The sequence below is a fragment of the Lysinibacillus sp. G4S2 genome, assembly GCF_030348505.1.
Taxonomy (GTDB): domain Bacteria; phylum Bacillota; class Bacilli; order Bacillales_A; family Planococcaceae; genus Lysinibacillus.
This window is the reverse complement of record NZ_JAUCFJ010000002.1, coordinates 5,453,128-5,468,625: the sequence shown is the minus strand read 5'-3', so window position 1 is coordinate 5,468,625 and position 15,498 is coordinate 5,453,128. Positions and strand designations below refer to the sequence as shown.

Below are 15,498 nucleotides of genomic sequence, written 5' to 3'. Positions count from 1 at the left end.
TCCATGAATGAACCGATGATGGACCGCGTCCCACCGCATAACCGGGAAGCGGAGCAATCGGTTATCGGTGCAATTTTCCTTGATCCTCAAGCGTTAATCACTGCATCTGAAATTTTACTAGCAGATGATTTTTATCATAATGCACATAAGCAAATTTTCGAAACGATGCTACGTTTAAGTGATCAAGGGAAAGCGATAGATGTTGTCACAGTTACTGAAGAATTATCAGCTAAAAAAGAAATTGAGGATGTTGGCGGGCTATCGTATTTACTAGAGCTCGCCAATGCTGTCCCTACAGCTGCTAACGTCGCACACTATGCGAAAATTGTCGAAGAAAAGGCTCTATTACGTCGTTTAATTCGTGTAGCTACTAAAATAGTAGAAGATGGCTATACTCGTGAAGATGAGGTAGAGGCATTACTTGGTGAAGCAGAGAAGAAAATGATGGAGGTAGCCAGTCGTAAAAATGCGGGTGACTTTAAGCATGTTAAAGACGTATTGGTGGAAACCTTTGATAACATTGAGCAGCTTCAATCACAAAAAGGTGATGTTACAGGTATTCCGACAGGCTTCCGTGACTTAGACCATATAACAGCTGGCTTCCAGCGTAACGATTTAATTATTGTTGCGGCACGTCCATCTGTAGGGAAAACAGCCTTTGCATTGAATGTCGCACAAAGTGTTGCCGTTCAAGCGCGGGAAAATGTTGCGATCTTCTCCTTAGAGATGGGTGCTGAGCAGCTAGTTATGCGTATGCTTTGTGCAGAGGGAAATATAGATGCACAAGTTTTACGTACTGGTGCTTTAACAACAGAAGATTGGGGTAAACTAACTATGGCAATGGGGAGTTTATCAAATTCAGGAATTTTTATTGATGATACACCGGGTGTACGTATCAATGAAATTCGCGCAAAATGTCGACGTTTAGCACAAGAGCATGGCCTCGGTATGATTTTGATTGACTATTTACAACTTATTCAAGGTAGTGGTAAAGCAGGGGAGAACCGTCAGCAAGAGGTATCTGAGATTTCACGTTCTTTAAAACATTTAGCGCGTGAATTAAAGGTTCCAGTCATTGCATTATCACAGTTATCTCGTGGCGTTGAGCAACGTCAAGATAAGCGACCAATGATGAGTGACTTACGTGAATCGGGAAGTATTGAGCAAGATGCTGATATTGTTGCCTTCTTATATCGTGATGATTATTACGATAAGGAGTCCGAGAGTAAAAATATGATTGAGATTATTATTGCTAAACAGCGTAACGGTCCAACAGGTACAGTTACACTTGCTTTTAAAAAAGAATTCAATAAATTCATTAATGTGGATTGGTCGCAAATGCCGCCGCCACCACCACGTGATTAAATATTTTTTTGGCTCATCACCAATAGGAGTGAAGACTGGGCGACTTCTTGGGGATCAGCGTCACAGATGAGACCTTGGAGCGCTAGCGAAGTGGCTCATCGGGCGCCACCAGGAAAGAGCTCTGAGATGAATGCAAATGTAGTTCTTTTCATGTTTGGCCAAACACCGATTGAAAAAGAGGAATTTAACGTTTGCGATTACGCCAAGACGGAATTAATCTGAATGTTAGATAATATTCATACCATTCTGTTATTAAACACGAACGTTGAATCATTTTATTTGATTTTATGTTCGTGTTTTTAACTTTTTTTTGTTGACTAGGCGTTTCTATCATTGTTACAATAATTAACGGCTTAAAAATTGAGATACAAATCGTATCTAACGGAGGTGCTGATTATGACATCAGTAGTAGTTGTAGGAACACAGTGGGGAGACGAAGGAAAAGGTAAAATTACAGATTTCCTTTCACAAAAAGCCGATGCAATCGCTCGTTTTGCAGGTGGCGATAATGCAGGACATACTATTAAATTTGATGGTGAAACTTATAAGCTACATTTAATTCCATCAGGTATTTTTTATAAAGAAAAAACTTCAGTAATCGGAAATGGATTGGTTGTTAATCCAAAGTCATTAGTAACTGAGCTTAGAGGATTGCAAGAGCGTGGGATTGATACGGATAATCTACGTATTTCTAACCGTGCACATGTTATTTTACCTTATCATATCAAACAAGATATCGCTGATGAGGAAAGCCGTGGCGATAATAAAATTGGTACGACTTGTAAAGGGATTGGACCTTGCTATCAAGATAAAGTAGCACGTATCGGTATCCGTATGGCTGATTTATTAGACAAGGATGTATTTGAAGAAAAACTACGTCATAATTTAGCAATTAAGAATAAATTATTCGAGAAATTCTATGAAGTTGAAGGTGTAACATTCGAAGAAATTTTCGAGGAATATTACGGCTATGGACAAGAAATCGCAAAATATGTAACAGACACGTCTAAAATCTTAAATGATGTACTTGATGAGGGCGGCAAAGTGTTATTTGAAGGTGCACAAGGCATTTTACTTGATGTCGATCAAGGTACGTATCCATTTGTAACATCTTCGAATCCTGTTGCCGGAGGTGTAGCGATCGGTGCTGGCGTTGGTCCATCACTAGTTACAAGTGTTATTGGTGTATCTAAAGCCTATACATCTCGTGTTGGTGATGGTCCGTTCCCAACTGAATTATTTGATGAAGTGGGTCAGCAAATTCGTGAAGTAGGTCGTGAATATGGTACGACAACAGGTCGCCCACGTCGTGTAGGTTGGTTCGATACAGTAGTAGTACGTCATTCACGTCGTGTAAGTGGTATTACACATCTTGCACTTAATTCTATTGACGTTTTATCTGGTTTAGAGACAGTGAAAATCTGTACAGCGTATAAATATAAAGATGAAACAATTACGGAGTATCCTGCAAATCTTCATATTATTGAACAATGTGAGCCAATGTATGAAGAGCTTCCAGGTTGGTCAGAAGATGTAACAGGCTGCAAAACATTAGAGGAGCTACCTGAGAATGCACGACGCTACGTAGAACGTGTAAGCGAATTAACAGGTATTCAAATTGCTACTTTCTCTGTTGGTCCTGCACGTGAACAAACGAACGTTTTAGTGGACGTTTGGGAAGCATAATAAATGAAAAATACAAAAGGGTGTGCCGTATACGGTACGCCTTTTTTGTATTTGTTAAAGAAACTATATTCTATGATAACGCCTACGTGTTGCCCTCAGTAGCTCAACCTACATAAGCTGAAATTTTCATAAAAATACGGTTATTGGCTCATCGGACGCCCCTAGGAAGCTTTGCTCTGTGCGAAAGCGAAGTGCTAACGTAGCGTCAGCAAATGTTTTATCTGTGCGAAAGCGAAGCGTCAGCGGCAATTGTTTTATCTGTGCGAAAGCGAAGCGTCAGCAACAACAAATGTTTTCTGTAGCGAAAGCGAAGCGGCAGCTACAAATGTTTTCTCTGCGCGAAAGCGAAGCGTCAGCGGCAAATGTTTTATCTGTGCGAAAGCGTAGCGACAGCAACAAAGCGCCCAGTCGGAACGGAAATCAACCACACGTTTTGGTGAAGAGCCCGGTTATTTGAAACTTCAAAAAATAGGAATTATGTAACAGTTTGTAGATAAATAATACATTTACATTACAAAAAGATGAAAATATCCAAACCGTATTTTCTTTATGGTACAGTATAGTGGTGCAAAAAATCCTTGTGGGTAATTAATCCTATGAAAGGTTAAAGTTGGAAGGAGCTTTATTGATGAGTTCGTTTTGGTCTAGAGAAGAAAAAAATAGTAGATTCACTTACAATCTTTCTTCAATTAAAAAGGTATCCATTATTACAGTTTTAATGACAAGTTTAACGTTTAATGTAGGTTTTGCAAAAGAAAATCATAAAGAAGATTTACATAAAATTTATCACGTTTACGTTGGAAATAAATATATTGGTGCGGTCTCTAATGAGAAAGCTGTTCAAGAAATCATTGCATCAAAGGAAAAAGAGGCAAGTCAAAAATACAAAGAGTTATCTATCGATGCTAGTTCATCTGTTAAAATAATCCCAGAGCAAGTGTTTAGTGATGAAACGAAAGATGCAGAGGTTTTGGCAGAGATTGAGCAATCTTTAGTAGCTCAATCTCCAGCTTTCACATTATTCGTAGATCAAAAGCCTGTAGTTTCTTTAAAGGATGCAAAAGCCTATGAAGATACTATTCGTATGCTAAAGCTACAATATGTTTCTCAGCAAGAGTTAAATGGTTTATATGCTAACAAGCAATCTACGAATATGCCACCTTTACAAACTGGAGAAACGCGCCTTTTAGATGTTTCTATTAAACAGGGAGTTTCAGGTGCAGCACAAAAAGTAGCCCCGAGTGCTATTGTGACGCCTGAGGAAGCTTTGAAATATTTAATGACAGGTTCTCGCGAGCAAGAAACATATAAAGTTCAATCAGGCGATGTTCTTGGCTCAGTTGCCAAAAAACATGGCTTAACAACAGCTGAGCTATTAGCATTAAATCCTGGCATCACGGTTGATACAGTTTTACAAATCGGACAAGCATTAAACGTAACAGTCGCTAAACCATTTGTAACACTTGAAGTAAAGCAGGAAAAGAAAGTTACTGATGAAATTCCGTTTAAGAAAATTGTTAAAGAAGATCCGACGATGTATAAAGGTGAAAAAGTAATTAAACAACAAGGCGTTAATGGAAAAAAAGAAACATCTTATTTATTAACGTCTGAAAATGGGACTCGTACATCCAAAGTGGCATTAGAAGAAAAAATCATACAACAGTCAGTTGATGAAATTGAAGTAGTTGGTACGAAGGTGATTTCTTCTCGTGGTACGGGTGAATTTGTGTGGCCAACAGTAGGTGGCTATATTTCAAGTGAGATGGGTCAACGTTGGGGCGAATTCCATCGTGGTATTGATATTGCCCGTCCTAGTAACTATAATATTTTAGCTTCAGACAATGGTGTTGTAGTCGCAGCTGGCTCTTCAGGTAGCTATGGTAATCGTATCGTTATTAATCATAATAATGGTTATACAACGCTATACGGACACCTATCTTCAATTAATGTTAAAGTAGGACAAGTAGTAGAAAAAGGCTCTGTTATAGGTATTATGGGATCTACTGGAAATTCAACAGGTACACATTTACACTTTGAAGTTGAGAAAGATGGTTCTTTAGTAAATCCATTATCTTATGTAAGTCAGTAATCCATTAGAATAGAAGGCAGTCCAAAATAGGGCTGCCTTTTTGTATAGCTCTTATAAAATCTAAGTTATTTCCCGAGAAATATTTGTCGAAATATAGTTCAATACACTTTCGTATAATGTCTTTGAATTTAGAATAATGCATAGAAGCTAAAAGCATGGTAGAGTTAAGAGTAGTGACTTTAATTAATAAATACACTCTAATACACTTAGTTAAAAAATAGATAAATAGCGAAAGGGAGAAAATAGATGGACAAAACAATTTTAGTTGTTGACGATGAAAAACCAATCGCAGATATTTTACAGTTTAATTTGATAAAAGAAGGCTACAAAGTTATTTGTGCTTATGATGGAGATGAAGCACTAGAGAAGGTTGAGGAAGAGCAACCAGATTTAATGCTTTTAGATATAATGTTACCAAAGCGTGATGGGATGGAAGTTTGTAGAGAAATACGCAAAAAATATGATTTTCCTATTATTATGCTAACAGCAAAGGGCTCTGAGATTGATAAAGTATTAGGATTAGAAATGGGCGCAGACGATTATGTGACAAAGCCATTTAGTACACGTGAGCTTATTGCACGTGTAAAGGCAAATATGCGTCGCTTACAAGTGGTAGCTCCTGCTGCCGAAGAGGCTCAAGAAGAGTCCAATGAAATTGTAGTAGGCTCTCTTGTTATTCAGCCTGATGCTTACTTAGTATTGAAACGTGATGAGTCAATCGAATTAACACATAGGGAGTTTGAGTTATTACATTACTTAGGTAAACATATTGGACAAGTAATGACACGTGAGCATTTACTGCAAACTGTGTGGGGCTATGATTATTTCGGCGATGTACGAACAGTAGATGTAACAATTCGTCGTTTACGTGAAAAAATAGAGGATAACCCTAGTCATCCAGCTTGGATTGTAACTCGCCGTGGTGTAGGATATTATTTACGAAATCCTGAACAGGAGTAAAAAGGAATGCAGAAAGTAAGCTTCTTTAAATCAATTCATGTCAAGTTAGTACTAATCTATATTTTGTTAATCCTGCTAGCTTTGCAAATAATTGGGATTTATTTCGCGCGTGAATTAGAGAACAATTTAAAAACCAATTTCCGAGATTCTATTTTTCAACGTGTCGATTTGATGGAATATAGCATTCGCGAAGAAATCTTAAAAGAACGCGATGAAACTATGCCATCTCTTGAAGAAAGCTTGAAAACAATCGTAATGGAGTTTTCTGAAGGATTAAAGGATGTTTCTAATGGAGATATTTTAGAAATACGCGTCATCGATACTAGACAACGTATTCGGGCCACATCTGAGATAGACAATCAAAATTTGATTGGACAGCGCTCGAATAATGATCTCGTACGCCGTGCAATCTCTGCAGAAACATTATTTGAAAACATCAAACTTGATAGTAAAACAGGAAATCGAGTGTGGGTGTTAGCTTCGCCAATTCGAGATGGTGCAGGTCCCGATGATGAAATCGTTGGGGTACTCTACATTGAAGCAGATATTGAATCTGTTTTCGAACAGGTGAATGACATTAATCGTATTTTCCTCGGTGGAACGGCAGTGTCCTTAGTGGTTACTATCTTTTTAGGGATTTTAGTGGCTCGAACAATTACACAGCCAATTGCAGATATGCGTAAGCAAGCACAGGCGATGGCAAAAGGAAACTATTCACGAAAAGTACGAGTTTACGGTACAGATGAGATAGGACAGCTTGCTATAACCTTTAATCATTTGACGAATCGCTTGCAGGAGGCGCAATCGACTACAGAGGCAGAGCGGCGAAAACTCGATTCGGTCCTTAGTAATATGACGGATGGGGTTATTGCAACAGATCGAAAAGGGCGCATCATTCTTATTAATGATCCAGCACTAGAACTACTGCATATTTCAAGAGATATTACAGTAGGTCGCCCAATTGCATCTGTTTTAGGCATTGACCAAGAGTATAGTTTTGAGGATTTAATTCATATGAATGATGCGGTGAATTTAAATTTCAGTACAGCAGACGCACCGTATATTTTACGTGCTAATTTCTCTGTTATTCAAAAAGAAACAGGTTTTATTAATGGTTTAATTACCGTACTGCACGATATTACTGAGCAGGAAAAGATAGAGATGGATCGTCGAGAATTTGTATCGAATGTATCACATGAATTACGGACACCATTAACGACGATGCGCAGTTATTTAGAGGCGTTAGCAGATGGTGCATGGAAAGATGAAAACATTGCTCCGACATTTTTGAATGTCACACAAACAGAGACAGAGCGTATGATCCGCTTAGTAAATGATTTATTGCAGTTATCACGTATGGATAGTGCAGATTATGAGTTGAATAAAGATATTGTTCTATTCCATTCATTCTTTAACCGTATTATCGATCGTTTTGAAATGTCTAAATCAGACAAAGTGATGTTTGAACGTTTATTCCCAGAGGCATCTTATTATGTAGAAATTGATACTGATAAGGTGACACAGGTTATCGATAATATCATTTCCAACGCTATTAAATATTCACCAGATGGAGGTAATATTCGCTTTGGCTTTACAGCGCAGGGGAATATGCTAAAGGTTATGATTTCTGATGATGGTATGGGAATTCCTAAGGAAAATGTGGTACGTATTTTTGAGCGTTTTTATCGTGTGGATCGTGCCCGAGCTCGTTCTATGGGAGGCACAGGTCTAGGGTTAGCTATTGCCAGGGAAATGATTGAAGCTCATGGTGGTAAAATATGGGCTGAAAGTGAGGAAGGTCAAGGAACAACGGTTTTCTTCACATTACCACTTGATTTAGATGATTTTGACGAGGCAGGTGAGTGGGAATGAAATATATAGAACCTGTTAAATCAGTTGTATTATTCCTACTCGTTTTGCTAAGTGTAGTTTTAACCTTTATGAATTGGACATACACGCCAGATTATAAAGTTATTGAAAAAACTGAGGAAAAAGAAATCCAAATTGGGCCACAAAAAAAAATGGAGGATGTAATTCGTCCTTATAAGGCTATTTACCGTTTTGATAAGGAATTTACCGGAACTATATCTAATAATGCAATGGAAGATATTATGAAATCATTTGTAGGTTGGAATGTAGATTTAGTGCGCGATAATAATAACCTTACAGCCGACTCTATAAACGAGATGATTCGTACTAATAATTGCATGACTATCTTTTTTGCTGGTGAAATTCCTTACTCTGCCTTTAGCTCAATTTTTCAGTTTGCTGATAAGGAGCTACCTGAAACAACCTTTAATCGTATGATTATAGATTGGAGTAATTATAATAACAAAGAATTACAGTTGTTTTTCATTAGTAGCAATAATGAAACATTGATGCGTTCACATGTTAGTCTACAAAATGCTAACCAATTTGTACGGAATATTATTGAGCCAGCGAAAACATACGGCTCTTTTAAAGAAGTGGAGCGTGATCGTTTTACTTCACTTTATATTCCTAACGATAAAGTTGAATCCACTAAATATACGTATTTTATCAACGAGAAATCACCAGATGTTTTTAAAGATGTATTATTTACAGAACCAAACGTTGTTCAGCGTACTGATGAAAGTCCAAACTCTGTAAAATATCAAGATGGTATGTCACTGATGACGGTTGATAAGAATTTAAAATCATTGATCTTTGTTTATCCTACTGCAGAAAGTAGTGTAATAATTGAACCTTCTAAGCTCTTGACGGATAGTTTTGAATTTATCAATGAACACGGAGGTTTTACAGCTGATTATCGCTATGTATCGACAAGTACAAATAATAATCAATTAGATTATCAGCTATATTTACATGGATTACCTGTGTTTAGTGATCAGGCTATGAATCGAATTACAACTGTTTGGGGAGATAATCGTATTTTCCGCTACAAACGTCCATACTATTCCTTAGATTTAGATATTCCATCCGAAAAGGAGATTAAAGAACTGTCATCAGGATCGGAAATCGTTGAAAAGATTAAAAAACTTAATAACATTGTATTATCAGACTTAGATGATATTGTGGTGGGTTATTATTTAACTCAAAATAAAAATAAAGAAACTATGACATTAGAACCGTGCTGGTTTGCTATTCGTAACGGTGTATGGACGAATCTGACGCCTGAAACATTAGGAGGTGTCAAAAATGGATTGGAATAGAACAAAATCTATTTTCATATTCGTTTTTTTAATCTTAAATATCTTCTTGTATTGGGTGTATTTAGATCGCTATACTGAAGCGCAGAGCGTAGAGATACCTGGTGAAAAAACAATAGAAGCCCGTTTAAAAGAGGATAATATTACGTATGGTTCACTGCCAAATAGTAATGAATTTGTTGTTTATATTACGGGCGAAGTGCATAAATTTCCAAATGCTGATTTAACCAATAGCAATAGGCAAGAAAATATTACAAAAAATGATACACATTTACATGTTGATTTTGCAAAGCCTGTGAAATTACGAAATAATGATGATACAAGCATTACAGAGTTTGTCCATGCAAACGTTAAAGAAGGAGATTCCTATGCCTTATGGAAGGTAGATCATGAGCAACGAGTTGCGATTTTCTTCCAGAAAAAAGGGAATCGAATGTTCTATTACAATGAGAGTGCCTTATTAAAAGTACAATGGAATGCAGACAACGAAGTTACAATGTATGATCAAACGATGCTTGATAATATTGAAGAAATGGAGAAACAGGAAACGGTCATACCACCACTTCAAATTATCCAGACACTTTATAATAAAAACCTACTAAAGCCAGAATCGCGTATTACGCAAATGAAGTTAGGTTACTCGACAAAAGGTTATTTCACGGAAACGCAAGTGTTTGTACCAACATGGGAAGTAAAAGTGAAGTTAGATGGAGAAACAGAAGAATATTTTGTCAATGCTAGTGAAGGTAATGTTATTGAAATCCAAGGAGACAAGCAAGAGGGCGAAGAGGAAGACTGGGGAGTTGAATGATGCAATTTAGTGTTTTAGCAAGTGGTAGTACAGGCAATTCGATTTATGTAGAGAATGATGATCATGCATTTATTGTCGATGCGGGTCTCAGCGGCAAAAAGATGGAGCAACTATTTACAAAAATCGACCGCAATATGAAACAGCTAAGTGGTATTTTCGTTACACATGAGCATAGTGATCATATTAAAGGGATAGGTGTATTGGCACGAAAATATAATGTACCTATTTATGCCAACAACAAAACATGGCAAGCGATGGACGGGCTTGTTGGTGATATACCTTTAGAGCAACGTTTTGAATTTGAAATGGATACAGTCAAGCATTTTGGTTCATTAGCTGTTGAATCCTTTGCCGTATCACATGATGCCGCAGATCCAATGTTTTATAGCTTTCATGAAAATGGGCGCAAGCTTGTTGTTATTACGGATACAGGCTATGTCAGCGACCGTATGAAGGGTATCATTCGAGGTGCTGATTCCTTCGTATTTGAAAGTAATCACGATGTCAATATGCTGCAAATGGGACGCTACCCATGGTCAATAAAACGTCGTATTTTAAGTGATGTAGGGCACGTTTCAAATGAGGATGCAGCTATTGCAATGAGTGAGGTCGTATTTGAAAAACCAACAAATATTTATTTATCACATTTAAGTAAGGATAATAACATGAAAGAGCTTGCGCGCATGAGTGTTACACAAACTTTGCAATCCTGCGGCATTATTGTCGGAGAGTATTTAAATTTATTTGATACAGAAGCGGAAGAACCGACGAAATTAGTCACAGTTTAAAAAAATGAATCTTTAATGAGGCTGTACAAAAGCATTTTATAGAAATGCTTTTGTACAGCTATTTTTTATACCCATTTTATTTATTTTTCATCTGATTTTAATGTTTGAATCGTAATATTAGGGTAACAACTAACAAATACTAATAAGTGAAAGGATGAGGACAATGAGTAATTTTCAAGATGATGATAAAAACAGTGATTTTCTAAATAACGATGAAATACAGAAATCACCTCTTCAGGAGAGACTCGAACGAGAGGAGCGAGAAATGCAAGAGAAGCGTCATAAAAAGAAAGGCCGTGGCGGAGGTAAGGGTGGTTATTTATTTACCGGCTTTATCGGTGTCATCATAGGCGCTCTACTCGTTTGGCTCATGTTACCTGGACTTGTAAATCAAATGCCAGGTTCAAGCGCCACAGGTAAGAATGAAACAAACATTAATCAAGTTGCAACAGAAGTAACAACTGATGTTACGAAAGCGGTAGACAAGACTTCAGGGGCTGTTGTAGGGATTACTAATATTCAAGAAGTGACAAGCGGTGGACTTTGGAATCCTCCATCTACAACAGACAAACCTGCTGGAAGCGGCTCAGGTGTTATTTATAAAGTACAAGGTGATAAAGCCTTTATCGTGACAAATAACCATGTTATTGAAGGTGCAAAACAGTTAGAGGTAACAATGCCAGATGGAACGAAAGAAGTAGCACAATTAGTTGGTCGTGATATTTGGACAGACTTAGCGGTTATTTCAATCAGTTCTAAAGATGTTAAAACGGTTGCGAAATTCGGTAACTCAGATGTACTAAAACAAGGTGAAACAGTAATCGCAATTGGTAACCCACTTGGCTTAGAATTCTATGGCTCTGTTACAACAGGTGTTGTTTCTGGTAAGGACCGTTCTGTACCGGTTGACATAAATAGTGATGGCACAGTAGATTGGCAACAAGAAGTATTACAAACAGACGCAGCAATCAACCCTGGTAATAGTGGTGGAGCACTTGTTAACCTTGCTGGTGATTTAGTCGGCATTAACTCAATGAAAATCGCTGAATCCTCTGTTGAGGGTCTAGGCTTCTCAATTCCAATTAACTCAGCAATTCCAATTATCGAGGAATTAGAGAAAAATGGTGAAATGAACCGTCCAACAATGGGTATTTCATTCGTAGACTTAACGGATGTACCGTCATTCTACCAACAAGAAACGTTAAAATTGCCAAAAGACATTACAACAGGTGTTGTTATCACAGATGTTGTGAATGACTCACCAGCATCAAAAGCAGGCGCGCAACAGTACGATGTTATTGTTGAAATGGATGGCAAAAAAATCGAAACAGCAATCGATTTACGCAAACATTTATATAACAACAAAAAAATTGGTGATAAATTAACGATGAAAGTATATCGTCAAGGTAAATTAGTAGACCTATCACTAACATTAACAAATAGCAATTCATTGTAAATTAAAAATCAGTGGGGATTATGGAATCCTCACTGATTTTTTGTGGAATAAAAAGTTTTGGATGACATTTGTTAAAAAACGTATGCCATGTATATAAGTTGATCTTCGTTATGGCTGGACGCCTCCAGGAAGCTTTGCTCTGTGCGAAAGCGAAGCGACAGCGGAAAAGCGCCCAGTCGGAACGGAAATCAACCCCACATTATGGTGATGAATAAAAAATATTCGGAAGCAGTTGAATGAATTATTAAGAATGATTTAGAAAATATTGTGGATAACTAGAAAATTGTGAATAATAACATTACACCAACGAATAGCGATAGAAAGCCTATCTTCCATACTCGCTTGTCCTTTGTTACAATAGACTGTGGATAACATAGACCAAATTGTGAATAAGTTTGTGGAAATTTAGAAAAATAAGAAGAGGTGTAAAAATGGAAAAATACAGCTGTGAAAACCATATAGATCACGCTTTAGACATGTTTGTGGCTGAGCAAAAAGAGTTCCCAATTATGGATAAAGTCGAAGAGGATAAAAAGTTATCCACAAAATGTAACTACTGTGAACAGCCTGCAGAATATATTGTATCAAGTAAATAACTTTACACAATATATAGGAATGCTATGTGGATATGTTGATAACTTTTGTGGATAAGTTGTTTGTAAATGAATTGTAAAGGTGGATAACGTGTGAATATAACGATTGTATCAGTCGGAAAACTAAAAGAAAAGTACTTAAAAATGGGTATTGATGAATATGTAAAACGTCTCGGTGGCTATGCAAAAATGGATGTAATCGAGGTACCAGATGAAAAAGCACCCGAGCAGCTAAGCGATGCCGAAATGGAAATCGTTAAGAAAAAAGAGGGTGAACGTATTCTATCTAAAATCGGCCCAGATACATACGTTATCGCCCTAGCCATTAATGGCAAAATGAAAACCTCTGAACAAATGGCGGCAGATCTTGAATCCCTCATGACCTACGGCAAAAGCAAAATCGCGTTCGTCATTGGCGGCTCCCTTGGTTTACACGATGATGTTTTGAAACGAGCTGATGAACAGCAATCATTTGGAAAGATGACATTACCGCATCAGCTAATGAAGCTTGTATTGGTGGAGCAGGTTTATAGAAGTTTTAGGATTATGAAGGGTGAACCGTATCATAAGTAAGTGAGGTTTTTAGTTACTTCATTAGAAGTAACTTTTTTTTTGTGTATAATTAAATTTAAAGGAGGGGTTTTTTTGGAAGTTATAACTTTTTTTAATAATAAGGGTGGCGTTGGTAAAACTACATTAGGGGTTAATATTGCCGCATTTTTTTCCTTAGAGTTAGGGAAAAGGGTATTAATAATAGATATAGATCCTCAAGCAAATACAACGCAAATGCTAGTACCAGAAGAGAATTGGGATACTCTTTATACAAAAGAGGGAAAAACACACAATACTTTATATGACTATTTAGAGCCATTAATTCAAGGTGATCCTGAATTAAGAGTGGAAGATATAGAACCACTAAAAGGGGAGGGAAATAGATTTGGAGTAGATTTAATACCAGGTGATCCTAATATTTCTATTATTGAAGATGTTTTAAGTGATGCTTGGAATAAATGTGTATCAGGTTCAGTTGAAGGCTTTAGAAAAAGTAATTGGTTAAAAAGTATAAGTACAAAGTTCGATGATGTATATGATTTTATTTTTATAGATGTGGGTCCTTCGCTAGGAGCGTTGAATAGAAGTGTTTTACTAAATTCAGATTATATAATAACCCCCATGGGCTCGGATATATTTAGCTTGATGGCTGTTAAAAATATTTCAAAATGGATCAATCATTGGAAGTCTACTTATAATAATGGCGTAGCTTTAATGGATAGAAGTGGGACATCTTATTCACGCTTTAATATTAATTTAGATGTTACATATTCTAGCATGATGATAGGCTATTCAGTTCAACAATATATAACTAAAACCTTTAAAGATGGAAGAAGACCTATTAAATCTTATGATGCAATTATTCAAGAAATACCTAATGTTATAGAAACTCATCTTAAAGAATTGATACCTGATGAATTTAATATTGATATATTAAACCTTGGGGATGTTCCTTATTTATATAGCTTGGTACCTTTAGCTCAATCAAATAATACACCTATTTTTCAATTGAATGGAGGAGACGGTGTTACAGGTCTTCAATATGGACAAGTAAATAATTATAAAGAAACTATTGCAGGAATCTGTGGTAAAATTCTAGAGAATTTGGAGGCAGTAAAATGATAAGTACACCACCAAATTTAATTAGAGAGATTGCTCATAAAAGAGTTGTATTTTTCCTGGGATCAGGAATTTCTGCAAATTCTGAAGCTACGTCACCAACAACACAAATAAAAAATCCTTTGACATGGGGGGATTTTATAAAAGGGGTAAAAGCTTTAGTTCCTGAGGATAAACCAGCTATGAAGTATATTGATTCAATGATTCAAAAAGAAGATTATTTAAAAGCATTGCAAGCAATAAAAAACAATTGTGATTCTGGACAATATAATGATTTTTTAAGACAGAATTTTGATGAGCCCCATTTTTCACCTAATAAAATTCATGACTATATAAAAGATATAAATTGTAAAATAGTTGTCACTACAAATTTCGATAAAATATATGAACAATGTTGCGGATCGCAAGGATATCCGGTTGTTAATTATTATGATCCTATCAGCAAGTTAATTTCTAATTTAAGATCATCACAAAATCTCATTATTAAAGCGCATGGAACCATTGATGATGTAAATAATATTATATTTACTGATAATGAATTTTTTATGGCTCGTAGAGAGAATATAGATTTTTACAATGTATTAAAAGCTCTATTTTTAACTCATACAGTAGTCTTTTTAGGGTATAGTTTAAATGATCCTGATATTAACTTACAGTTAGAATTAACTAACAGAACTAAAGTGGAAAGTAATCCCCATTACATATTTATGTCAAAAGGCGTGGATGAGGAATTAAAGAAACAATGGAAAGAATGCTATAATGTTAACATTTTTGAATATGGAGATAATTATTTAGATTTAGAGCCATACATGCATCAATTGGCTCTTGAAGTAGATTTGTATAAAGTACAAAATCAACTTCCAAAGTAAAATTAAAACCCACATCAAGAAT

At 36.4% G+C, this 15,498-nt stretch carries 14 protein-coding genes; all 14 read left to right on the top strand.

All coding sequences use genetic code 11. The annotated features are described in order from the left end of the window. Positions 1–3 precede the first annotated feature (3 nt). The 14 genes from dnaB (at position 4) to QUF91_RS27835 (ending at position 15,476) form a co-directional block, all read left to right on the top strand. Positions 4–1,365, top strand: coding sequence for a replicative DNA helicase (gene dnaB, locus QUF91_RS27900; RefSeq protein WP_285397727.1), 1,362 nt, complete (start codon positions 4–6; stop codon positions 1,363–1,365). 396 nt (positions 1,366–1,761) lie between these two features. After that, positions 1,762–3,051 carry an adenylosuccinate synthase gene (locus QUF91_RS27895; protein ID WP_285397725.1) on the top strand — a complete coding sequence of 430 codons (1,290 nt, stop codon included), beginning with the start codon at positions 1,762–1,764 and terminating at the stop codon, positions 3,049–3,051. 178 nt (positions 3,052–3,229) lie between these two features. Next, positions 3,230–3,508, top strand: coding sequence for a hypothetical protein (locus QUF91_RS27890; RefSeq protein WP_289420001.1), 279 nt, complete (start codon positions 3,230–3,232; stop codon positions 3,506–3,508). Positions 3,509–3,679: 171 nt separating this feature from the next. After that, positions 3,680–5,140: a M23 family metallopeptidase gene (locus QUF91_RS27885; RefSeq protein ID WP_289420000.1), complete on the top strand. Its 1,461-nt coding sequence runs from the start codon at positions 3,680–3,682 to the stop codon at positions 5,138–5,140. 246 nt (positions 5,141–5,386) lie between these two features. Then, entirely contained in the window at positions 5,387–6,100 is a 714-nt protein-coding gene (yycF, locus tag QUF91_RS27880; RefSeq protein WP_285399487.1) for a response regulator YycF, read from the top strand. Positions 6,101–6,106: 6 nt separating this feature from the next. Then, positions 6,107–7,972 carry a cell wall metabolism sensor histidine kinase WalK gene (walK, locus tag QUF91_RS27875; RefSeq protein WP_285399486.1) on the top strand — a complete coding sequence of 622 codons (1,866 nt, stop codon included), beginning with the start codon at positions 6,107–6,109 and terminating at the stop codon, positions 7,970–7,972. Next, entirely contained in the window at positions 7,969–9,291 is a 1,323-nt protein-coding gene (locus QUF91_RS27870; protein ID WP_285399485.1) for a YycH family regulatory protein, read from the top strand. Before walK ends, QUF91_RS27870 begins: the two co-directional genes overlap by 4 nt. Beyond that, entirely contained in the window at positions 9,278–10,099 is an 822-nt protein-coding gene (locus QUF91_RS27865; protein ID WP_285399484.1) for a two-component system regulatory protein YycI, read from the top strand. The genes QUF91_RS27870 and QUF91_RS27865 overlap by 14 nt, the downstream gene beginning before the upstream one ends. Then, positions 10,099–10,887, top strand: a complete 789-nt coding sequence (locus QUF91_RS27860; protein WP_285399491.1) for an MBL fold metallo-hydrolase — start codon at positions 10,099–10,101, stop codon at positions 10,885–10,887. The genes QUF91_RS27865 and QUF91_RS27860 overlap by 1 nt, the downstream gene beginning before the upstream one ends. A 163-nt stretch (positions 10,888–11,050) precedes the next feature. Continuing rightward, a complete protein-coding gene (locus tag QUF91_RS27855) occupies positions 11,051–12,343 on the top strand; it encodes a S1C family serine protease (protein ID WP_285399483.1) in 1,293 nt (430 codons plus the stop codon). A gap of 431 nt (positions 12,344–12,774) precedes the next feature. Continuing rightward, positions 12,775–12,939 (top strand): CxxH/CxxC protein, encoded by a 165-nt coding sequence (locus tag QUF91_RS27850; protein WP_289419999.1) that lies wholly within the window; start codon positions 12,775–12,777, stop codon positions 12,937–12,939. 90 nt (positions 12,940–13,029) lie between these two features. Further along, positions 13,030–13,509, top strand: a complete 480-nt coding sequence (gene rlmH, locus QUF91_RS27845; protein ID WP_285399480.1) for a 23S rRNA (pseudouridine(1915)-N(3))-methyltransferase RlmH — start codon at positions 13,030–13,032, stop codon at positions 13,507–13,509. A 72-nt stretch (positions 13,510–13,581) separates the two neighbouring features. Further along, positions 13,582–14,610: a ParA family protein gene (locus QUF91_RS27840; RefSeq protein WP_289419998.1), complete on the top strand. Its 1,029-nt coding sequence runs from the start codon at positions 13,582–13,584 to the stop codon at positions 14,608–14,610. Further along, entirely contained in the window at positions 14,607–15,476 is an 870-nt protein-coding gene (locus tag QUF91_RS27835; protein ID WP_289419997.1) for an SIR2 family protein, read from the top strand. Before QUF91_RS27840 ends, QUF91_RS27835 begins: the two co-directional genes overlap by 4 nt. Positions 15,477–15,498: the final 22 nt, after the last annotated feature.

Bases quoted from the DNA above. Each gene is read 5' to 3' on its own strand.
- QUF91_RS27855 (WP_285399483.1), top strand. From the start codon at position 11,051: ATGAGTAATTTTCAAGATGATGATAAAAACAGTGATTTTCTAAATAAC.
- walK (WP_285399486.1), top strand. From the start codon at position 6,107: ATGCAGAAAGTAAGCTTCTTTAAATCAATTCATGTCAAGTTAGTACTA.
- QUF91_RS27835 (WP_289419997.1), top strand. From the start codon at position 14,607: ATGATAAGTACACCACCAAATTTAATTAGAGAGATTGCTCATAAAAGA.
- QUF91_RS27865 (WP_285399484.1), top strand. From the start codon at position 9,278: ATGGATTGGAATAGAACAAAATCTATTTTCATATTCGTTTTTTTAATC.
- yycF (WP_285399487.1), top strand. From the start codon at position 5,387: ATGGACAAAACAATTTTAGTTGTTGACGATGAAAAACCAATCGCAGAT.
- QUF91_RS27860 (WP_285399491.1), top strand. From the start codon at position 10,099: ATGCAATTTAGTGTTTTAGCAAGTGGTAGTACAGGCAATTCGATTTAT.
- QUF91_RS27885 (WP_289420000.1), top strand. From the start codon at position 3,680: ATGAGTTCGTTTTGGTCTAGAGAAGAAAAAAATAGTAGATTCACTTAC.
- dnaB (WP_285397727.1), top strand. From the start codon at position 4: ATGAATGAACCGATGATGGACCGCGTCCCACCGCATAACCGGGAAGCG.
- QUF91_RS27870 (WP_285399485.1), top strand. From the start codon at position 7,969: ATGAAATATATAGAACCTGTTAAATCAGTTGTATTATTCCTACTCGTT.
- QUF91_RS27850 (WP_289419999.1), top strand. From the start codon at position 12,775: ATGGAAAAATACAGCTGTGAAAACCATATAGATCACGCTTTAGACATG.
- QUF91_RS27895 (WP_285397725.1), top strand. From the start codon at position 1,762: ATGACATCAGTAGTAGTTGTAGGAACACAGTGGGGAGACGAAGGAAAA.